This is a genomic window from Caulobacter sp. LARHSG274, from assembly GCF_052871235.1.
Genome location: NZ_JBIXJO010000007.1, coordinates 1 through 19,175, shown reverse-complemented (window position 1 = coordinate 19,175; position 19,175 = coordinate 1). Strand labels below are relative to the sequence as shown.

At 69.0% G+C, this 19,175-nt stretch carries 21 protein-coding genes, 1 tRNA gene and 1 pseudogene; 16 read left to right on the top strand and 7 right to left on the bottom strand.

Going from position 1 to position 19,175, the window contains the following annotated elements; translation table 11 throughout:
- Positions 1 to 9: 9 nt before the first annotated feature.
- Positions 10 to 507 carry an Lrp/AsnC family transcriptional regulator gene (locus ACIPQB_RS13695; protein ID WP_007666807.1) on the bottom strand — a complete coding sequence of 166 codons (498 nt, stop codon included), beginning with the start codon at positions 505 to 507 and terminating at the stop codon, positions 10 to 12.
- Positions 508 to 649: 142 nt separating this feature from the next.
- Here ACIPQB_RS13695 and ACIPQB_RS13690 point away from each other — a divergent pair, with 142 nt between their 5' ends.
- From ACIPQB_RS13690 to ACIPQB_RS13680, 3 genes are read left to right on the top strand one after another with little or no spacing between them, the layout of a single operon-like run.
- The gene (locus tag ACIPQB_RS13690) at positions 650 to 4,081 is read left to right on the top strand and encodes an indolepyruvate ferredoxin oxidoreductase family protein (protein WP_446485795.1); all 3,432 of its coding nucleotides are present in this window, start codon (positions 650 to 652) and stop codon (positions 4,079 to 4,081) included.
- 39 nt (positions 4,082 to 4,120) lie between these two features.
- Positions 4,121 to 4,396, top strand: a complete 276-nt coding sequence (locus ACIPQB_RS13685) for a hypothetical protein (RefSeq protein ID WP_446485794.1) — start codon at positions 4,121 to 4,123, stop codon at positions 4,394 to 4,396.
- Positions 4,393 to 4,686 carry a type II toxin-antitoxin system RelE/ParE family toxin gene (locus ACIPQB_RS13680; RefSeq protein WP_446485793.1) on the top strand — a complete coding sequence of 98 codons (294 nt, stop codon included), beginning with the start codon at positions 4,393 to 4,395 and terminating at the stop codon, positions 4,684 to 4,686. The genes ACIPQB_RS13685 and ACIPQB_RS13680 overlap by 4 nt, the downstream gene beginning before the upstream one ends.
- A gap of 94 nt (positions 4,687 to 4,780) precedes the next feature.
- Here ACIPQB_RS13680 and ACIPQB_RS13675 read toward each other — a convergent pair whose 3' ends face one another.
- Positions 4,781 to 5,608: an energy transducer TonB gene (locus ACIPQB_RS13675; protein WP_446485792.1), complete on the bottom strand. Its 828-nt coding sequence runs from the start codon at positions 5,606 to 5,608 to the stop codon at positions 4,781 to 4,783.
- A gap of 175 nt (positions 5,609 to 5,783) precedes the next feature.
- Between ACIPQB_RS13675 and ACIPQB_RS13670 the strand changes: the two genes are divergently transcribed.
- From ACIPQB_RS13670 to ACIPQB_RS13660, 3 genes are all read left to right on the top strand, one after another.
- Positions 5,784 to 6,083 (top strand): hypothetical protein, encoded by a 300-nt coding sequence (locus ACIPQB_RS13670; RefSeq protein ID WP_446485791.1) that lies wholly within the window; start codon positions 5,784 to 5,786, stop codon positions 6,081 to 6,083.
- Positions 6,084 to 6,235: 152 nt separating this feature from the next.
- Positions 6,236 to 7,054 carry an imm11 family protein gene (locus ACIPQB_RS13665; protein ID WP_446485790.1) on the top strand — a complete coding sequence of 273 codons (819 nt, stop codon included), beginning with the start codon at positions 6,236 to 6,238 and terminating at the stop codon, positions 7,052 to 7,054.
- Between the two features lie 60 nt (positions 7,055 to 7,114).
- Complete coding sequence (locus ACIPQB_RS13660; RefSeq protein ID WP_446485789.1) at positions 7,115 to 7,486, top strand: hypothetical protein; 372 nt, start codon at positions 7,115 to 7,117, stop codon at positions 7,484 to 7,486.
- Positions 7,487 to 7,495: 9 nt separating this feature from the next.
- Here ACIPQB_RS13660 and ACIPQB_RS13655 read toward each other — a convergent pair whose 3' ends face one another.
- Positions 7,496 to 8,719: a PQQ-dependent sugar dehydrogenase gene (locus ACIPQB_RS13655; protein WP_446485788.1), complete on the bottom strand. Its 1,224-nt coding sequence runs from the start codon at positions 8,717 to 8,719 to the stop codon at positions 7,496 to 7,498.
- A gap of 143 nt (positions 8,720 to 8,862) precedes the next feature.
- On the opposite strand from ACIPQB_RS13655, the gene ACIPQB_RS13650 reads away from it, so the two are divergent.
- Complete coding sequence (locus ACIPQB_RS13650) at positions 8,863 to 9,915, top strand: glycosyltransferase (RefSeq protein WP_446485787.1); 1,053 nt, start codon at positions 8,863 to 8,865, stop codon at positions 9,913 to 9,915.
- Between the two features lie 44 nt (positions 9,916 to 9,959).
- Positions 9,960 to 10,036: transfer RNA gene (locus ACIPQB_RS13645), tRNA-Met, on the top strand.
- Between the two features lie 37 nt (positions 10,037 to 10,073).
- Here ACIPQB_RS13645 and ACIPQB_RS13640 read toward each other — a convergent pair.
- Complete coding sequence (locus tag ACIPQB_RS13640) at positions 10,074 to 10,373, bottom strand: helix-turn-helix domain-containing protein (protein ID WP_446485786.1); 300 nt, start codon at positions 10,371 to 10,373, stop codon at positions 10,074 to 10,076.
- 22 nt (positions 10,374 to 10,395) lie between these two features.
- Positions 10,396 to 10,719: a type II toxin-antitoxin system RelE/ParE family toxin gene (locus ACIPQB_RS13635; protein ID WP_446485785.1), complete on the bottom strand. Its 324-nt coding sequence runs from the start codon at positions 10,717 to 10,719 to the stop codon at positions 10,396 to 10,398.
- A 338-nt stretch (positions 10,720 to 11,057) separates the two neighbouring features.
- Here ACIPQB_RS13635 and ACIPQB_RS13630 point away from each other — a divergent pair, with 338 nt between their 5' ends.
- The 4 genes from ACIPQB_RS13630 to ACIPQB_RS13615 all read left to right on the top strand — a co-directional run bounded on the left by ACIPQB_RS13630 (position 11,058) and on the right by ACIPQB_RS13615 (position 14,029).
- Complete coding sequence (locus tag ACIPQB_RS13630; protein WP_446485784.1) at positions 11,058 to 11,453, top strand: YciI family protein; 396 nt, start codon at positions 11,058 to 11,060, stop codon at positions 11,451 to 11,453.
- Positions 11,450 to 12,718, top strand: a complete 1,269-nt coding sequence (locus ACIPQB_RS13625; protein WP_446485783.1) for an RNA polymerase sigma factor — start codon at positions 11,450 to 11,452, stop codon at positions 12,716 to 12,718. The genes ACIPQB_RS13630 and ACIPQB_RS13625 overlap by 4 nt, the downstream gene beginning before the upstream one ends.
- 273 nt (positions 12,719 to 12,991) lie before the next feature.
- Positions 12,992 to 13,426, top strand: coding sequence for a VOC family protein (locus ACIPQB_RS13620; RefSeq protein WP_446485782.1), 435 nt, complete (start codon positions 12,992 to 12,994; stop codon positions 13,424 to 13,426).
- A 66-nt stretch (positions 13,427 to 13,492) separates the two neighbouring features.
- Positions 13,493 to 14,029, top strand: a complete 537-nt coding sequence (locus ACIPQB_RS13615) for an SRPBCC family protein (RefSeq protein WP_446485781.1) — start codon at positions 13,493 to 13,495, stop codon at positions 14,027 to 14,029.
- 4 nt (positions 14,030 to 14,033) lie between these two features.
- Here the strand turns inward: ACIPQB_RS13615 and ACIPQB_RS13610 are convergent, their stop codons facing one another.
- Positions 14,034 to 15,014 carry a glucokinase gene (locus ACIPQB_RS13610; RefSeq protein ID WP_446485780.1) on the bottom strand — a complete coding sequence of 327 codons (981 nt, stop codon included), beginning with the start codon at positions 15,012 to 15,014 and terminating at the stop codon, positions 14,034 to 14,036.
- A 216-nt stretch (positions 15,015 to 15,230) separates the two neighbouring features.
- Here ACIPQB_RS13610 and ACIPQB_RS13605 point away from each other — a divergent pair, with 216 nt between their 5' ends.
- The gene (locus ACIPQB_RS13605; RefSeq protein WP_446485779.1) at positions 15,231 to 15,560 is read left to right on the top strand and encodes a PilZ domain-containing protein; all 330 of its coding nucleotides are present in this window, start codon (positions 15,231 to 15,233) and stop codon (positions 15,558 to 15,560) included.
- A gap of 84 nt (positions 15,561 to 15,644) precedes the next feature.
- Here the strand turns inward: ACIPQB_RS13605 and ACIPQB_RS13600 are convergent, their stop codons facing one another.
- Positions 15,645 to 16,082: a helix-turn-helix domain-containing protein gene (locus ACIPQB_RS13600; RefSeq protein ID WP_446485954.1), complete on the bottom strand. Its 438-nt coding sequence runs from the start codon at positions 16,080 to 16,082 to the stop codon at positions 15,645 to 15,647.
- 284 nt (positions 16,083 to 16,366) lie between these two features.
- Between ACIPQB_RS13600 and ACIPQB_RS13595 the strand changes: the two genes are divergently transcribed.
- From ACIPQB_RS13595 to ACIPQB_RS13585, 3 genes and pseudogenes are all read left to right on the top strand, one after another.
- The gene (locus ACIPQB_RS13595; RefSeq protein ID WP_446485778.1) at positions 16,367 to 16,693 is read left to right on the top strand and encodes an Mpo1-like protein; all 327 of its coding nucleotides are present in this window, start codon (positions 16,367 to 16,369) and stop codon (positions 16,691 to 16,693) included.
- Positions 16,694 to 16,783: 90 nt separating this feature from the next.
- Complete coding sequence (locus ACIPQB_RS13590; RefSeq protein WP_446485777.1) at positions 16,784 to 18,781, top strand: methylmalonyl-CoA mutase family protein; 1,998 nt, start codon at positions 16,784 to 16,786, stop codon at positions 18,779 to 18,781.
- Positions 18,782 to 19,042: 261 nt separating this feature from the next.
- Positions 19,043 to 19,175 (top strand): annotated as a pseudogene (locus ACIPQB_RS13585) (IS630 family transposase); the annotation flags it as partial.

Sequence of the window (19,175 nt, the reverse complement as noted above, 5' to 3'; positions counted from 1 at the left end):
AGACGCGCCTCAGCCCAGCGGGCTCACATACGGGCTGACCAGCCCCAGGGGCACCGCCGTGGAGTTCTTGACGCCGCGGATGACGATCCGGCTCTCGATGTTGCTGACCAGGCCCAGCGACAGCAGCTTGTCGCGCAGGAACTCGTCGAAGGCGCGCATGTCGCGGGTGACGATGCGCAGCTCGTAGTCGGCGGCGCCGGTGACGGTGGCGCACTGCACCACCTCGGCCCACTTGGCGACGGCCTGCTCGAAGGTGTCGAGGTTTTCCTTGGTCGGCAGCGACAGCTTGGCGGTGCAATAGACCTCGAAGCCCAGGCCCAGCTTCTCGCGGTCGAGAATGGTCACCCGGCGCTGGATGACGCCGGCGTCCTCCAGGCGCTTGATCCGCCGCCAGCAGGGGCTGGACGACAGTCCCACCCGCTCGGCGATCTCGGCGACGGACAGTCCGGCGTCGTGTTGGATGAGATCGAGGATCTTGGCATCCACGGCGTCGAGTTGTTCGGACAAGATTTCCTCCCCCCAGAGGGTGTTTGGCGCGTTGATCTTGCGCAAAGCGGCCGTGAACCGGGCACGCCTTGGGCAAACAATTTCCCCGTTTCTATAAGATATTGCTGAGCGGGCAGGAAGACCCGGGAGGAATTTTTTTGCTATGCGGCACTCGGAAGTCACGCTCGACGACAAATATCTGCTCGAAGAGGGCCGCGCTTTCATCACCGGCGTGCAGGCGCTGATCCGTGTCCTGCTCGATCGCAAGCGCCTTGATTCCCGCGCCGGCCTGAACACCGCCGGCTTCCTGTCGGGCTATCGCGGCTCGCCGCTGGGCGGGCTGGACCAGCAGGCGGCGCGGATGGGCAAGCTTCTGGCGGCCCACGACGTGGTGTTCAAGGAGGGCCTCAACGAGGACCTGGCCGCCACCGCCGTCTGGGGCAGCCAGCAGGCCAACCTGTTCCCCGGCGCCACCCACGACGGCGTGTTCGGCATGTGGTACGGCAAGGCCCCCGGGGTGGATCGTACCGGCGATGTCTTCAAGCACGCCAATTTCGCCGGCAGTTTCCCGACCGGCGGGGTGCTGGCGGTGGCCGGCGACGACCACGCCTGCAAAAGCTCGACCCTGCCGTCGCAGTCGGAATTCGCCTTCCAGGACTTCGAGATGCCGGTGCTGTCGCCGGCCGACGTGCAGGAGGTGCTCGACTACGGCCTGATGGGCCTGTCGATGTCGCGGTTCTCGGGCCTGTGGACCGGCATGATCGCCCTGGCCGACACCATGGACTCGGGCGTGACCATCGACGTCTCGCTCGACCGCCACCGGATCGTCGTCCCCGACAACTTCCCGATGCCGCCCGGCGGCCTGGGCATCCGGCTGAAGGACCAGCCGATGGAGAAGGAGCGGCGGCTGCGGCTGCACAAGCTGCCGGCCGCCCTGGCCTTCGCCCGCGCCAACGGGATCGACCGCGTGGTGCTGGGGGCCTCGCACGTGCGGGTCGGCAAGGCCCGGCTGGGCGTGGTCTGCCAGGGCCAGGCCTACAAGGACGTGCTGGAGGCCTTCACGGCCATGGGGATCAGCCTGGAGGAGGCGGCCGACCTGGGGGTGTCGATCTACAAGGTCGGCATGCCCTGGCCGCTGGAGCCGCTGGGCATCCGGGCCTTCGCCGCGGGGCTGGAGACCCTGATGGTCATCGAGCACAAGCGCGGCCTGATCGAGCCCCAGGCCCGGGCGGCGCTCTACGACCTTCCCGCCCACGCCCGGCCGCGGATCATCGGCAAGCAGGACGAGCACGGCCATCCGCTGCTGTCGGAGCTGGGCTCGCTGTCGGTGGCCGAGATCGCCCTGGCCCTCTATGACCGCCTGCCGGACGGGCCGCACCGGGATCGGGCCCAGGCCTATCTGAACCGGGTTTCGGCCGCCGGCGTCGCCGCCGTCAGCCTGGCCGCCGACCAGGTGCGCAAGCCGTTCTTCTGCTCGGGCTGCCCGCACAACACCTCGACCAAGCTGCCCGAGGGCAGCCGGGCCCTGGCCGGCATCGGCTGCCACTACATGGCCAGCTTCAACGACCCCTCGACCGACCTCAACACCCACATGGGCGGCGAGGGCCTGACCTGGGTGGGGGCCGCGCCGTTCACGACCGAAAAGCACGTGTTCCAGAACCTCGGCGACGGCACCTACAACCACTCCGGCTCGCTGGCGATCCGGGCGGCGGTCGCGGCCGGGGCCAACATCACCTACAAGCTGCTGTTCAACGACGCCGTGGCCATGACCGGCGGCCAGAGGGCCGAAAGCGGCTTCACCCCGGCCCAGATCACCCGCCAGCTGGCCGCCGAGGGCGTGGCGCGCACGGTGATCGTCGTCGACGAGCTGGAGCGCTACGCGCACGTCAAGGACCTGGCCCCCGGCGTCGAGGTCTTCCCGCGGTCCGAGCTGATGGCCGTGCAGAAGACGCTGCGCGACACCCCCGGCACGACGGTGCTGCTCTACGACCAGACCTGCGCCACCGAAAAGCGCCGCCGCCGCAAGCGCGGGACCATGGCCAAGGCCACCAAGCGGGTGTTCATCAACCCCCTGGTCTGCGAGGGCTGCGGCGACTGCTCGATCAAGTCCAACTGCGTGTCGGTCGAGCCGCTGAACACCGAATTCGGTCGCAAGCGCAAGATCAACCAGTCGTCCTGCAATCAGGACTACAGCTGCGTCGACGGCTTCTGCCCGTCGTTCATCACCCTGGAGGGTGCGCAGAACACCCAGGCCCGCAAGGCGCCGGCCCTGACCGCCGAGTCGACGCCGCTGCCGGCCTTCGACGACTTTCACGGCGTGCGGCGGATCCTCTTCACCGGGGTCGGCGGCACCGGGGTGACGACCGTGGCCTCGATCCTGGCCATGGCCGCCCATGTCGACGGCCGAGCCGGCAGCGTGGTCGACATGACGGGCCTGGCCCAGAAGGGCGGGGCGGTGTTCAGCCACGTCAAGATCGGCGAGACCGAGGAGACGGTGGTCGGCGGCCGCGTGCCCGCCGCCAGCGCCGACGTGCTGATCGCCTGCGACCTGCTGGTGGCCGCCTCGCCCGAGGGCCTGTCGCTCTACGCCAAGGACCGCACCGCCGCCTTCGGCAACAGCGACTTCGCCCCCACCGCCGACTTCGTCACCAGCCGCGACATCCGCTTCGACAGCGGGGCCATGGCCCGGCGGATCAAGGGCGCGACCCGGAGCTTCGACGCCTGCCCGGCCCAGCACCTGGCCGAAAGCCAGTTCGGCGACGCCATCTTCGCCAACATGATCATGGTCGGCTTCGCCTGGCAGCGCGGGGTGATCCCGCTGTCCAGCCGGGCGATCTACCGGGCCATCAGGCTGAACGGCGTCGACGCGGAGTCCAACCTGGCCGCCTTCGAGCTGGGCCGCCGCGTCGCCCACGACCCGGCCTCGGCCGGGCCGCGCGAGGCCGACGTGCCGACGCCGGAGACGACGCCGCTCGACGACCTGATCGCCGGCCGCGCCGCCGACCTGGTCGCTTACCAGGACGAGGCCTACGCCAAGCGCTACCTGGCGAGGATCGAACAGGTCGCGGCGGCCGAGGCGGCGAACGGCGGCGGCGAGGCCCTGACCCGGGCCGCGGCGGTCAATCTCTACAAGCTGATGGCCTACAAGGACGAGTACGAGGTCGCCCGTCTGTACACGGACGGTCGCTTCAGGGCCGAGCTGGCCGGAACCTTCCAGGGCGGCAAGGCCAAGGTCTGGCTGGCCCCGCCGATCCTCGCCCCCAAGGACAAGGACGGCCGGCCGCGCAAGATGGCGTTCGGCGGCTGGATGCTCGACCTGGCCTTCCCGCTGATGGCCAAGATGAAGGGCCTGCGCGGCGGTCCGCTGGACCTGTTCGGCCGGACCGAGGAGCGCCGCATGGAGCGCGGCCTGATCGCCGACTACCAGCAGACCCTCGACCGGCTGGTCGCCGAACTGACCCCCGAGCGCCTGCCCCTGGCGGTCCGCATCGCGGCGATCCCGCAAGCCATCCGCGGCTACGGCCACATCAAGGACGCCGCGGTCGTCAAGGCCAAGGCCGAGGCGGCGGCGCTGTGGGCGCAGTGGGCGGGGTGAGGTCTGGCGCGCCTTCGCCATTGTGATAGGCTCAAGGCCATGAACAAGCCGGTGCGTCCGCCTGACACCTTCTTCATCCCGCCGTCCCTCGCGGCGCGGTTCCAGCCGCTGGTCGACAAGGGCGTATTCGAATCGGTGGGCGAGGCGATCTTCGTGGCCGCCAGCGCCTTCGCCGATCGGATGGAGTTCGGCGTCACCGATGATGTCGAGGCGATCCGCCTCTCGATTGAAGCAGCGATCGAAGAGGGCGACTATCTGGACGCCGAGGTCGTCTTCGCCGAACTGCGCCAGCGCTACGGCGACGGTGGCGATTGAGGCGAATCCGGTTTTCGCGTCGCGCGAGGCTCGATCTCATCGGCATTGGCGACTGGATCGCTCAGGACCGTCCTCGGGCGGCGCGCAGGTTCGTCGAAGCCTTGATCGAACGCACGACGACCCTGGCGGACCATCCCGAACTGGGACCGTTGCGGCCGATCTATGGCGCGAGCGTTCGCGGCCTGTCCTTCCCGCCCTATGTCATCCTGTATCGTGTCTCCGAGTCGGATGTCTTCATCGAGCGCGTGGTCCACGGCGCTCGCTTGCCGAAGAACCTTCGCCAGGTTTGAACGCTTGTGGGACACACACTCATTTCCCCCAAAGCAAATCTTGGCTGAAAGGCTGTGAGGGAAATTTCCGTGGGCGCAGCGGGCGGGGTAGGACTTAGTTCGCTCCCGGCGCCGTGGGGATCTGGGCCTCGACCGCGGCGCGCAGGGCGGGCCAATGGAAGTCGATCAGGATGCGGCCTTTCGCCATCGGCGTCTTGTCGTCGGCCGCAACGGGCGCGACGAACAGCGCGCCCAGGCGGCGCATGGCGTCCTCCTGGGCGGGGGTGGGGGCGCCCATCGCCAGGCACCCGCTGAGGCGGCGCTCGGCGTCCAGGCCGCAATTGAGCGTCGTCGTGCCGCTGTCGCCCACGGCCCCGCGCACCAGATCCGTCGTTTCGGCCAGGGTGGGGGCGGTTTCCCAGGCGAAGGCGTGCACCTCGCAGCGCTGGTCGGGCGATCGCGCGGTGGGGCAGGCGAAGGTCCGGGAATTTGCCGACTTGGCCGTGGTGACCAGGAAGGCGGGGCCGCCGGCGATATAGTCCTTTGGCAGGTCGAGACCCGCGTTCCCGGGCATGGTCAAGACGATCGGCACGATGATCGCGGCGCCGGCCACCGATCGGCCGGTCTTGTCGGCCGGCGCCAGTTTAAAGAGTCTACTCAGCTTGAGGGCCGCGTCGCCGAAATGCAGGTCGCGCGGGGACTCGCCCAGCACACGGCAATCCGCCAGCAGCCCCTTGTCCGTCACCAGGCACTGGATCGCCGCCCAGCCGCTGACCCCGTTGCGCGCGGCGTTCGCGGGATAAGCGTTGGCGATGTCATCGCCGTTGGGGATGCGCGTCCAGACCGCTTCCTTGGGACTCAAGGCGCGCGGGGTCTGAGCCTGGACCGGCGTCGTCAGAACCAGGGCGGCGGCGATGGCCAAGATCAGCGAGCGTCCCGTCATGCGAATTCCCCGTGCGCCATCCAGTCATTGCGAAGCTTGATGCCTGACGCAACCGAAAGTCGCGCCGATCCGCTTGAGGGACACACACTCATTTCCTCAAAGCACTGTCGGCCGCGAGGTGGCGTCGGAAATGAGTGTGTGTCCCTCAAGGCGACCTTCGTGATAACCTGGCGACATGAACAAGCCGGTCCAGCCCGCCCCGGTCGTCGTGACCCTGACGCCGGAGGACGCCTTCGACCTGCAGGCGCGGGTCGAGCGCGGCGAGTTCGCGTCGCTCGACGAGGCGGTCGCCGCCGAACTGGCCGAGCTGAACTATCGTCGCGCCGCCGAGATCATGGGCGGCGGCGAACAGCTGGAAAGCTTTCTCGACGAGCTGGCAGCCAAGGACGATCCCTCCACCGACGTCGACGCCGAAACCTTCTTCGCGCAGCTTCGCGCCGGCCTCGAGCAGCGCCTGGATCCGTCGCGCGGGTGAAGCGGCGGCTGGCGAGCACGGCGGAGACGCGGCGTGACCGGCTGTCGATCCGCGCTTGAGGGACACGGCATCATTTCCTCAAAGCACTGTCAGCCGCGGAGTGGCGTCGGAAATGAGTGTGTGTCCCTCAAGGCCAGAACGGGAGTTGGCGCATGAGTAACGTCTATGAGTGGCCGCTGCCGTACCTGATCAAGCCAACCTCGCCGACGCAGGTCGACGTATTTCTCGATCCCCTGCCGGACCAGCGGATTCTTCGAGACGATCTCAAGGGCGTCGGTGCGGTGGAGATGAGGCTTGGCGGTCCCACGTGGGATGTGCGCGCCGGCGTTGTCGACTCGGTCAAGGACGTCGTGCCTTCGCTTATCACCGGAGTCGTTTCCGTTTCGGTGGATGACCTTCCCGACTACTTTCTCCAGGAAGGATTGGTCTTCGTGTCCGATCGTTTCCGCGAAGTCTGCGAACCCTTCATAAAGAACGCGGAGTTCCTGCCGGCTGCGTTCCGCACGAGCACCGCCGGGGCCGATTCTCTCGGTGGTGGGGTCGAGGTAAATAACTACTATTGGCTGAATACATGGAACCGGATCGACCTTGTCGATCTGGATCGTTCCACATTCGCGCCGAACAATCTCAGGCCTGGGCCGCGTCCAGATCGGCCAGCCCGGATCTCCAGTTGGAAGCAGCTCGTACTGAAGCCGGTCGTCGGGGTCGACGACCATCTGTTCGGCATCATGCAGATCGCCGGCGAAGAACGATACTGCTCGATTGAACTGAGGGACGCCGTCGTCTCCGGGGGCTTGCGGGTGCAGTTCGAGCCGATTCCTCTTGAGGTGGGGCCGGATATTCTCAAGCGGCGCCGTGAATATGCAAAACACATTAATAGCAATGATTTGATTCTTGGGCCGCCGCTTGAAACAGGGACCCTCATGGCGCTGGCGATCGGCGAGGAAGTGGCGCGGCGGCTGGAGGCGTAAGGCTTTCTGCCACCAACTGCGTCCTCGCGCGTTGCCGTCTTGGCTATTCAGGAGGGCGCGATGCTCGACGATTTCATCGACCGGTTGATCTCGCGGCTGATGGCGGGGGCGGGGCTGATCATGGCCGCCGCCATCGCCGCCGTGGCCGCGGCCATGGCGGTGTTCGCCTTTCTCAGCCAGTGGGTCGGAGCGGCCTGGGCCTACGCCATCGTCGCCATGGTCGCGGCGGTGGTGGTCGCGGTCTGGGCCCTGCTGCAGCAGCAGGAAAAGGCCCGCAAGCGCCCGCCGCCCCTGGAGCAGCGGGTGGTCGACCTGATGCAGGCCCATCCCACCGCCGCCTTCATGGCCGGCATGGCCGCCGCCACCCTGCTGAAGGGCAAGCCCTCGCTGGCCGCCTCGCTGTGGTCGGCGCGCAAGGGCAAGCCGAAATAGGGCTTGGGCCTACGTCTTCGGCGAGATCCGCAGCACCCGGCCGTCGTCCTCGTCGGTGACCACATAGACCGCGCCGTCCGGCCCGACCCGCACGTCGCGGATGCGGAACCCCAGTTCCGACAGCAGCCGCTCCTCGCCGACCACCTTGTCGTCCTTGACCGTCAGGCGGACCAGATAGCCCCGCAGGCCGCCGACCAGCAGGCTGCCCTTCCAGGCCGGGAACAGGCCGGCGTTGTAGAAGGTCAGGCCCGAGGGGGCGATCACCGGGTCCCAGTAATAGACCGGCTGCTCCATGCCGGCGTGCTGGGTGATGCCCTCGCCGATCGGCTTGCCCGAATAGTCCTCGCCATAGGTGATGGTCGGCCAGCCATAGTCCTTGCCGGCCTTGGGGATGTTGATCTCGTCGCCGCCCTTGGCCCCGTGCTCGACGGTCCACAGCTGGCCGGTCCAGGGATTGATCGTCGCCCCCTGCAGGTTGCGGTGGCCCATCGACCAGATCTCGGGCTTGGCCTGGGGATTGCCGACATAGGGATTGTCGGCGGGGATCGACCCGTCCGGCCGGACGTGGATCACCTTGCCCAGGGCCGCGTCCAGGTGCTGGGCCTGGGCCCGGCCCTCGGGGATGGCGCGCTCGCCGGTGGTGATGAACAGCGACCCGTCGCGGGCGAAGGCCAGGCGGCCGCCGAAGTGCAGGGCCGAATCGATGGTCGGCATTTGCCGCCAGATCACCTGCACGTTCTCCAGCCGCGGCTGGGCCCCTAGCACCAGCTTGCCGCGCGCCGCCGTCGTGCCGTTGCCGCCCTCGCGCGGTTCGGCATAGGTCCAGTAGACCAGGCCGTTCTTGGCGTAGTCGGGGTCGAGGGCGACGTCGAGCAGGCCGCCCTGACCCTCGGCGAACACCGCCGGCAGGCCGGCGACGGCGGGCGACAGCTTGCCGTCGGCCCCCAGCACCCGCAGCCGACCGGCCCGCTCGGTGACCAGCTTGGCCCCGTCCGGCAGGAAGGCCAGGCTCCAGGGATGGTCCAGGCCCGTGGCCACGGTCTCGACCTGGTAGGCGACGCCGGCCTTCAGCTCGGGAGCGCGGGTCTGGCCGGGGAAGGCCGGCTTCTGGTCGGGGGCGTTGGGCGGACCGGTCTCGACCGGCGGATTGGCCCCGGCGGCTTGTCGGGCCTCGCCCTCCGGACCGCAGGCCGACAGGGCGAGCACGGCGAGGGCGAGGTGGGCGATGCGCATGGGCGGGTCCTGGCCGGGAAGTTCAGGGTTGCAGACGCCTAGGTTGGCATCGCCAGCCCGGATGGCAAGCCGCGATCGGTCCCGGCGTTGACTTGCGTCCCGGCCGCGACGAAGGTCCGGCCTCGCCACGCCCGGAGCCCGCCTTGACCGCCATCCTGCACGCCATGCTGGGCAAGGGTCTGGGCGGCCTGGAGCAGGTGTTCCTCGACTACCAGCCGATCCTCGAGGCCTATGCCCGCGCCCATGGCGGCGTCGCCACCGGCTTGGTGCGGGCCGGCGGCGCCGTGGCCCGGCGCGAGCGCGACCGGGTTCCGCCCCTGGCGACGATGCCGGCCCACACCGACTGGGACCCGCTGACGCTCGGCGCGGCCCGGCGGCTGGTGCGGGCCGCGAAGCCGGACCTGATCCTCAGCCACGGCCAGCGCCCGGCCCGGCTGCTGGCCAAGGTCGCGCCGCCCGGGACGGTGCTGGCGGTCTGCGTCCACAAGCCGGCCTTCGACATCGACCCCGTGCGCACCCACTATATCTGCGTCGGCCGCCACCTGGCCGACCTGGCGATCGAACGCGGGGCGCCGGCCGGCCATGTCCACTTCGTGCCCAACGCCGTGCGGCCGCCGAGCGTGCTGGCCGCGCCGTTCGCCGACCCCGACAGGCCGCCGCGCATCGTCGCCGCCGGCCGCCTGCATCCCAAGAAGGGCTTCGACGTGCTGGTCGCCGCCCTGGCGCTGCTCCGCGACCAGGGCCTGGCCTTTGAGGCGCAGATCGCCGGCGAGGGCGACGAGCGGGGCCGGCTGGAGGGGCTGATCGCCCAGCACGGCCTGGAGGGCCGCGTGCGGTTGGTCGGCTGGGTCGGCGACGTGCCGGGCTTCCTGGCGACCGGCGACGTCCTGGCCTTTCCGTCGTTCCAGGAGGGTTTCCCGCTGGTGCTGCTGGAGGCCATGGCCGCCGGCCTGCCGGTGGTCTCCAGCGCCATCGCCGGCCCGGTCGAGATGCTGGCCGACGGCGTCGACGGCCGGCTGGTGCCGCCCGGCGACCCGGCCGCCCTGGCCCAGGCCCTGGCCGGACTGATCGCCGCCCCGCAAACCGCCGTCGCCCTGGGCCTCGCCGCCCGCGCCAAGGCGCTGGCCGATTACGGTCCGGAAAGCCTGGCGCGGCGCCTGGACGCGGTGCTCGATCGGATGCTCGGACGGGGTTGAAGCCGGCCCCGCTTTGCGCTTATAAGCCCGCCTCCGCCTCGCGCGGCTGGGTAGCTCAGATGGTTAGAGCGGTGGATTCATAACCCACAGGTCGGCGGTTCGATCCCGCCCCCAGCCACCACGGATTTCCTTGCAAAGCATCGGCCAAGCCGCGCCGCTCAATTCAAACCCAGCGCGCGTTCGACGGCCGCCGGCTCTCGATCGATGATCATGAGCAGCGTGCGGGCCGCCGCCTCCGGGCGCCGGCGTCGTTGTTCCCAATCGGTGACGGCGGCGGTGGAGAAGCCGAAACGGGCGGCGAAGGCCGCTTGCGTCAGACCCAGGCGCCGCCGGATCGCCTTGACGTCGACGTCCTGCGGGACATGGACGCGATAGCTGCCCGGGGCCGCCTGGCCTTCGCCGATCGCCTTGGCCTCGCGCAGGCCGGCGGCGATCTTGTCGAATGCGGACTTGGTCATCTGATCCTCCGTGATCCTCCGGTTAGAGGTCTTCCGTGAGCGCCTTCAGGGCGTTGCGTTCGGCTCGGGTAAGATTGGCGCGATCGCCCTTCGCGAACACGGTCAGCAGGAACACCCGATCGCCGACCCGGTAGAAGGTTATCAGGCGATAGCCGCCGGATTTGCCCTTACCCTTGCCGGCGAGACGGACCTTCCGGCATCCGCCAGTTCCCACCATCAGTGCGCCAGCCAAGGGATTGGCCGACAGCAAATCGACAGCCGCGGCCATCTCCGCGGCCGACATGCCGGCGTCCTTGGCCGCCGAGAGATAGGCGCTGGTCTCGACGACCGTTTCCATGGCCAGCATATACGGCAGAGCCGTATCTCCTCAAGTGGAAAATACGGCGTTGCCGGGGCTTGTCCCGTTCTTGCCGGTCACCCGAATGTCGTCAGACGAAGGCGACGGCGAAGCACGCCTTCAAGCGATAGTGCTATCGCATGATAAACTTACGATTGAATTCAGACTCCGTTCTGCGGACAAGCCTCGCGACAGTCAAGGTTCTCGCGCGCAAAGCCTGTTCGGGTGCGGCGTTCCACCGCCGTGGGGAACTGGCCGGGCCTGGGCGAGACCCGGCTTTTTCTCACCCCCCGATGTCGGAACCCGCGCCTCCTCGTTCGTCCTTCGACCAACGAGGCCGATGTTCCATGCTCTACGCCATTCTCTGCTACAACCTGGAAGACGTGGTCGGATCGTGGACCATGGCGGAGGAGGGCGTGGTGATGGCCAGGCTTTCGGGGGTGGAGCAGGAGCTGGCGGCGGCCGGGCGGATGGGGCCGTCGGCGCGGCTGCTGCCGACCACCGCGGCGGTCACCCTGCGCAAGGGCCGCCAGACGGTGGTGATCGACGGGCCGTTCGCCGAGACCAAGGAGCAGCTGCTGGGCTTCCACCTGGTCGAGTGCGAGGGGCTGGAGCAGGCGATCGAGACGGCGCGCGACCTGGCCCGGGCCAATCCCGGGACCGGCGCCTATGAGGTCCGCCCCCTGGCCCTCTACCAGCCCGGCGGCCTGGCGGCGGAACGGACCGAAGGAGCGGGCGCATGAGCGAGACGGCGAACATCGACGCGGCCTGGATCGACGCGGCCCTGACCGCGGCCCGGCCCCAGGCGATGGCGGCGCTGCTGCGCTATTTCCGCGACCTGGACACCGCCGAGGAGGCCTTCCAGGACGCCTGCCTGCGGGCCCTGAAGGCCTGGCCCAAGAACGGCCCGCCGCGTGACCCGACCGCCTGGCTGATCCTGGTCGGCCGCAATGCGGCGCTGGACGGGGTGCGCAAGCGCAGCAAGTCCGCGCCCCTGCCGGCCGAGGACCTGATCTCCGACCTCGACGACGCCGAGGCGGCCCTGGCCGACCGGCTGGACGGCGACCACTATCGCGACGACGTGCTGCGGCTGCTGTTCATCTGCTGCCATCCCGACCTGCCGGCCACCCAGCAGATCGCCGTGGCCCTGCGCATCGTCTCGGGCCTGTCGGTCCGGCAGATCGCCCGCGCCTTCCTGGTCGGCGAGTCGGCGATGGAGCAGCGCATCACCCGCGCCAAGGCCAGGATCGCCGCCGCCGACGTGCCGTTCGAGACCCCCGGCGTCGTGGAGCGGGCCGAGCGGCTGTCGGCCGTGGCGGCCATGGTCTATCTGGTGTTCAACGAGGGCTATTCGGCCAGCGCCGAGGCGGTGCAGGCCCGCGGCTCGCTGTGCGACGAGGCCATCCGCCTGGCGCGGCTGCTGCTGCGGCTGTTCCAGGGCGAGCCGGAGATCATGGGGCTGACGGCCCTGCTGCTGCTGCAGCACGCCCGCGCCCCGGCCCGCTTCGACGCCGATGGGGCGGTGGTGCTGCTGGAGGACCAGGACCGGGCGCTGTGGAACCGCCGGATGATCGCCGAGGGCCTGGCCCTGATCGACAAGGCCCTGCGCCACCGCCGGCCCGGCCCCTACCTGGCCCAGGCCGCGATCGCCGCCGAGCACGCCCGGGCCGAGCGGCCGCAGGACACCAACTGGACGCGCATCGACCTGCTGTACGGCGACCTGGAGCAGTTGGCCCCCTCGCCGGTGGTGACCCTGAACCGGGCCGTGGCGGTGTCGAAGGTCGCCGGCCCCGAGGCGGCCCTGGCGATGATCGAACCCCTGGCCTCGCGGCTGGCGGGCTATTTCCACTTCTTCGGCCTGAGGGGCGGGCTGCTGCTGCAACTGGGCCGGCGCGAGGAGGCCCGCGCCGCCTTCGACCAGGCCATCGCCCTGGCCAACACCCCGGCCGAGGCGGCCCACATCCGCCTGCACCTGGACCGGCTGATGCAGGACGGGGCGAGGGCCTGAGGCGTGATGATTGAGGGTCGAACCCTTGTTATTCCGTCTCCCCGGCGAAGGCCGGGGCCCAGATCGTAAGGCTGCGTGTTTCGGATAAGCGTACGGCGCCACGGCTGAATCTGGACCCCGGCCTTCGCCGGGGAGACGGGGTAATTAGGGGAAGTCCGGGCGGTTCCGCCGCTCCCGCCTCGACGCCGCAAGAAAAATCCCGACGGTTGTCGGATCGGCCGGGGCTGGCCCGTCCTTCGAACGCCGACACGCTCACGGCCCAAGGAGAAACCCATGACCGACGCTCAAACCCTCGAAGCCCAGGCCCCCGCCGCCAGCCCGCCGCCTGTCGGCGGCGTCGTGCCCTACCTGACCCCCAGCAACGCCAGCGCCGCGGCCGACTTCTACGTCAAGGCGTTCGGGGCCAAGGACCTGTTCCGCTTTCCGGTCGACGAGCAAGGCCGGACCATGCACATCCACCTGCTGATCAACGGCAATTCGGTGATGCTGGGCGACGCCTATCCCGAGCACGGCTATCCGGTCCAGACCCCGGCCGGCTTCGTCCTGCACCAGCAGGTCGAGGACGTCGACGCCGCGTTCGAACGGGCGGTGGCGGCCGGGGCCGAGGTGGTCCTGCCGGTGCAGCTGATGTTCTGGGGCGACCGCTACGGCCAGCTGAAGGACCCGTTCGGCGTCCTGTGGTCGCTGGCGACGACGCCGAAGGCCTGACGATCCGGCGAGGACGGGGCCTATCGCGGTCCCGTCCATCCCTGACCAGAACCAAGGACATCCAGGATGCGCAAGACCATCGGCATCGCCGCCCTCGTCGTCGTGGCCGCCATCGTCGCCCTGCTGGGCTATGCGGCGACCCGGCCCGACACTTTCCGCGTCGCCCGCTCGGCGGTGATCAAGGCGCCGCCCGAGAAGATCTACGCCCAGATCGAGGACTTCCATCGCTGGGCCGCTTGGTCGCCCTACGAGAAGCTGGATCCCGCCATGACCCGCGCCTATTCCACCCCCGCCGCGGGGCCTGGCGCCACCTACGGCTGGACCAGCACCGGCAAGGCCGGGGTCGGCGACATGAAGATCACCCAGGCCGCCGCCCCGTCGCGCCTGGCCCTGGACCTGGACTTCAGCAAGCCGTTCACCTCGCATAACAAGGTGGTCTTCACCTTGGAGCCGCAGGGCGACGCCACCCGGGTGACCTGGGTCATGGAAGGGCCCGCGCCCTATATCTCCAAGCTGATGGGGGTGTTCTTCAACATGGACAAGATGATCGGCGGCGACTTCGAGACCGGCCTGGCCAACCTGCGGACCGTGAGCGAGGGGTGAGCCCTCAACAGTCGAGGAACTTCACCTCGGTGGCCGCGTAGCGCATGTCGCTGGCGGAGAACAGGCTGGACAGGCCCAGCAGGGCGGGGCGGCCGGGCATGGCGAACACCGGCAGGTCGGCGAGGTAGGCTTCCATCCGGCCCTTGGCGCGGTAGCGACGGGTGAAGGCCTCGCGGTCCAGCAAGTCGCCGATCGCCTCCAGCAGCGGGCTGTTGAGGAACACCCCGCCGCGGGCGGCGAACAGCAGGGCCATGTCGCCGGCGAAGCCGCCGAGCAGGGCGCTGAAGATCGAGATCGCTTCGCAGGCCACGACGTCGCCGGCCCGGGCCTGTGTGATGACAACGTTGTCATTGAGCGGTGTCGAAATCCGCGCCAGCGCCTGGTGGATGTCGCCCAGGCCTTGCTTCGACAACAGGCGCTCGGCGGCGGTGTCGCCATGGCGCGCGCGAACGGCCGCGAAGACCGGCGCCTCGCGGGCCTCCAGCGGCCCGAAGTCGATGTGGCCGCCCTCGCTGGGCACGGCCAGCCAGCCGCCGCCGCGCAAGGGGGCCAGGCCGGCGACGCCCAGGCCGATGTCGGGACCGAGCACGGCGATGGCGGCGTTGCGGGCGGCGCGGCCGGGATGGACCACCTCCAGCGAGGCCTCGCCGACCTTGAGCGCGCCCATGGCGCAGGCGGTGAAGTCGTTGACCAGATAGACCCTGGGCGTGCGCAGCACGCTGCGCAGCCAGGCCTGGGAGATTGTCATGCCGGTGCTGGTCAGGGTGATGGTTCCGTCGATCTCGGGCCCCGCCGCGCAGACCGCCGCCCCGACCAGTTCGCCGGGGTCGAGCTGCGCCAGCACCGAGCCCAGGCAGGCCTCCAGCTCGCGCGGACTGGCGCAGGGCATGACCCGGTGTTCGCCGGGCGCGTCGCCCGGCCGCGCCAGGGCGACGATCAGGTCCCGGCCGGTCACGTCGGCCAGCAGCGCCACGCCATGAGTCATGAGCACATCCCCCTTCGTTCCTCGTCGGCCGGTCTTCGCCGGCCTCATCCCCATCCGATCGCCAGGGCGTCGATCCCTAACCCGCCGCGCCGGCACCCGTTCCGGCGCGGGCGGCGTTTCGCCGCGACGGAGCGTGACAAATAAACCATCCAGCTGCACCATCGATTAACGCCGGTGCGCGTTGTTAGAAACATGTCGAAGTTTGGTTCTGGCGGGATGGCCGACCGGCGCGCCGGTCCCCGCACGATGATGCAACATGCCGGCAAGGTGCTGTGCGGCGCCTTCGCCTGGGACTGCGTGATCCGCGACATGTCGGAGTCGGGCCTGCGCATTCAGCTGCTGTCGGGCGCCTGTCCGCCCGGCGCGGTCCAGCTGGTCGACCTGGTCAGCGGCTTCGCCCACGACGCCAGGGTGATCTGGCAGAAGGACCGCGAGTTCGGGCTCAGGATCGTCCGCAGCCATGACCTGCGGGGCCTGGCCCCAGCCTCGCTGCAGACCGCCAAGCGCATGTGGATCGCCAGCCAGGGCCGGCTCTCGGCCAGCTGACGAGAGCCCCTCAAAACGCCATCGGGCCCCGGCGCGTGTGCGCCGGGGCCCGAGCGGAAGAGGTCGTTCAGTGGCGCCCCGTGGCTAGGAAGCGGCGTCGTTTCGGTGGGCTTCTTCGGCCATGGCGCGGACCAGGTCGAGAACCTGGCGGCGAACCCGGCCGCGGTTGATCTTCGGAAACACCTCGGCCAGTTCCAGACCTTCAGGCGTGGTCAGGAATTCCTGGACGACGCGCTCGGCGTGCTGGCCGACCTCGTCGTTTTCCGAGCCGTCCATCGGATCGGCCAGACCATCGAAGAAGAACGACACCGGCACCTGCAGGGTGCGGGCGATCTCATACAGTTTGGACGCGCTGACGCGGTTGGCGCCGCGCTCGTATTTCTGCACTTGCTGGAACGTCAGGCCCAGAGAATCGGCCAGCTGTTCTTGGCTAACGCCCAACAGCTTGCGACGCATCCGGACACGGCCGCCGACGTGCAGATCGACGGGATTGGGACGTCGGCCTTCGGTTTCTTCGCTCAAGTTTCGCCTCCAACGGTTGTTTAGCCACAATGTCACGTCCAGCACGTTGATGAAATGGGGCGCGGCGTTGTGCCGCTGAGGCTGAGCTTGTTTACAATTGGGCTGTCGTCGAGCTTGGGGCATGTCTCCCAAATTGGGCGACTTTTAGGCAAAGGATTGATCCTGTGACGGATCACTGTGACGCTTGGACCGGATGCGGCGAGCGTGACCAGAGGCGCCGCCCAGGACGCGATCGGGCCGCGTCGCCCTTGCCACGGCGGGTCAGCGGGCGGAACATCGCACCCATGATCGAGCCCAACGCTGAGGACGGCGGCGGCCGCTATCGCAGCTTCGCCGCCTTCTATCCGTTCTATCTGACCGAACACCGCAACCGCGCCAGCCGGCGGCTGCATGTGGTCGGGACCTGCCTGGTGATCGTCGCCCTGGTCGCCGGCGTGCTGGTCGACGGCCGGTTCTTCATCGCCGCGCCGCTGGTCGGCTACGGCTTCGCCTGGGTGGGCCATTTCGTGTTCGAGAAGAACCGCCCGGCCACCTTCAGATATCCGCTCTACAGCCTGGCCGGCGATTTTCGGCTGTGGTTCGAGGTGGTGACCGGCCGCCGGCCGTTCTGACGGCGCGCCGTCTTCGCTTTTGCGATATTGCGCCGCAGCAAAAGCCGGCTCATGATCGTTGGTAACAAGAACGATAACGGGAAGCGCAGGATGACAGCCAAGCCGTTCCAGCACGCGCCCGACGCGCCCTGGATCTTCCGCACCTATGCGGGGCATTCCACGGCGCAGAAATCCAACGCCCTCTATCGCTCAAACCTGGCCCGCGGCCAGACCGGCCTGTCGGTGGCCTTCGACCTGCCGACCCAGACCGGCTACGACCCCGACCACATCCTGGCCCGCGGCGAGGTCGGCAAGGTCGGGGTGCCGGTCAGCTGCCTGGGCGACATGCGCCAGCTGTTCGACCAGATCCCGCTGGAGCAGTCCAACACCTCGATGACCATCAACGCCCCGGCCGCCTGGCTGCTGGCGCTGTACGTGGCCCTGGCCGACGAGCAGGGGGCCGACCGCGCCCTGCTGCAGGGCACCACCCAGAACGACTTGATCAAGGAGTATCTGAGCCGCGGCACCTACATCTTCCCGCCCGGGCCGAGCCTGAGGCTGATCGGCGACATGATCGCCTGGTGCTATATCGAGGTTCCGAAATGGAACCCGATGAACGTCTGCAGCTATCACCTGCAGGAGGCGGGAGCGACGCCGGAGCAGGAACTGGCCTTCGCCCTAGCCACGGCGATCAGCGTGCTCGACACCGTCAGGGCCGGCGGCCAGGTGCCGGAGGAAGACTTCGAGATCGTCGCCTCGCGGATCAGCTTCTTTGTCAACGCCGGCGTGCGGTTCGTCACCGAGCTGTGCAAGATGCGCAGCTTCACGCGGCTGTGGGACCAGATCCTCCTGGAGCGCTACGGCGTCCAGGATCCGAAGGCCCGGCGGTTCCGCTACGGCGTCCAGGTCAACAGCCTGGGCCTGACCGAGCAGCAGCCCGAGAATAATGTCTATCGCATCCTGATCGAGGCCCTGGCGGTGACGCTGAGCAAGGACGCCCGCTGCCGGGCCCTGCAGCTGCCGGCCTGGAACGAGGCCCTGGGCCTGCCGCGGCCGTTCGATCAGCAGTGGTCGCTGCGGCTGCAGCAGGTGCTGGCCTACGAGACCGACCTCCTGGAATACGAGGACCTGTTCGACGGCAGCCACGTGGTCGAGGCCAAGGTCGCCGAGCTGTCGAAGGGGGCGCTGGAACAGCTGGCCCTGATCGACGCGATGGGCGGGGCCGCCAGCGCCATCGACTATATGAAGGGCGAGCTGGTCGGGGCCAACGCCCGGCGGGTGCGCTCGGTCGAGACCGGCGACCTGACGGTGGTCGGGGTCAATCGCTGGACCGACAGCGAGGACTCGCCTCTGGCGGCGGGCGGCAAGGCGATCGAGACCGTCGACCCCCTGCTGGAGGCCGGCGTCGTCGAGCGGCTGAAGGCCTGGCGCGCCGCCCGCGACCCGGTCGCCGCCGAGGCCGCCCTGGCGGCGCTGAAGGCCGCCGCGGCCGATGGCCGGAACATCATGGAACCCTCGATCACCGCCGCCAAGGCCGGGATCACCACCGGCGAATGGGCCGGGGCCCTGCGCGAGGTGTTCGGCGAATATCGCGGCCCGACCGGGGTCGCCGTCGTGGTCTCGAGCGGCGAGGCCGAGGACGTCGAGGCGGTCAAGGCCGAGGTCGAGCGGGTCTCGCAGCTGCTGGGCCGCACCCTGACCTATCTGGTCGGCAAACCGGGCCTGGACGGCCATTCCAACGGCGCCGAACAGATCGCCACCCGGGCCCGGGCCTGCGGCATGCAGGTGATCTATGACGGCATCCGCTCGACCCCCGACGAGATCGTCCGCCGCGCCAAGGAAGGCCGCGCCCACGTGGTCGGGCTGTCGATCCTGTCGGGCTCGCACCTGGACCTGGTGCAGGAGGTGATCCGGGTGATGCGCGCCGAGGGCCTGGGCGACATCCCGGTGGTGGTCGGCGGCATCATCCCCGACGGCGACGCCCTGATCCTCAAGCAGATGGGCGTGGCGCGGATCTACACGCCCAAGGACTTCAAGATCACCGAGATCATGGGGGATGTGGTGAGGTTGGTGGAGGCGGCGGTGGTGGCGGAAGCGGATATCCGCTAATCGCCGCGTTCCGGCGGCCATTGGCGCGAGGTGTGGATCAAGGTCAGAATCCAGACCGTGTCGTCCTCGACTTCGTAGACCAGTCAATAGCTCTCATGCGGGAAGATCTCCCGGGTCCCCGGGACTTTTCCGACGCGGCCCATCTGGGGGAAACGCCCTAGAGCATTCGCCCGTTGAGTTGAATCGATTGTGATCGGAGGGAGGATTCCCTTCGTCGTGGGCTCATGAGTCCCTTGAGGCCTTCTGATTTGGGAGGTTTGGATGGGCGCGGCGCATTCGAAGGGTCTTCGCGAGCGGGTCGTGGCGGAAGTCGTGGCGGGCGCATCTCGCCGCCAGGCGGCGGCGCGGTTCAAGGTCAGCATATCGTCGGCGATCCGCTGGGTGGCGCTGGCGG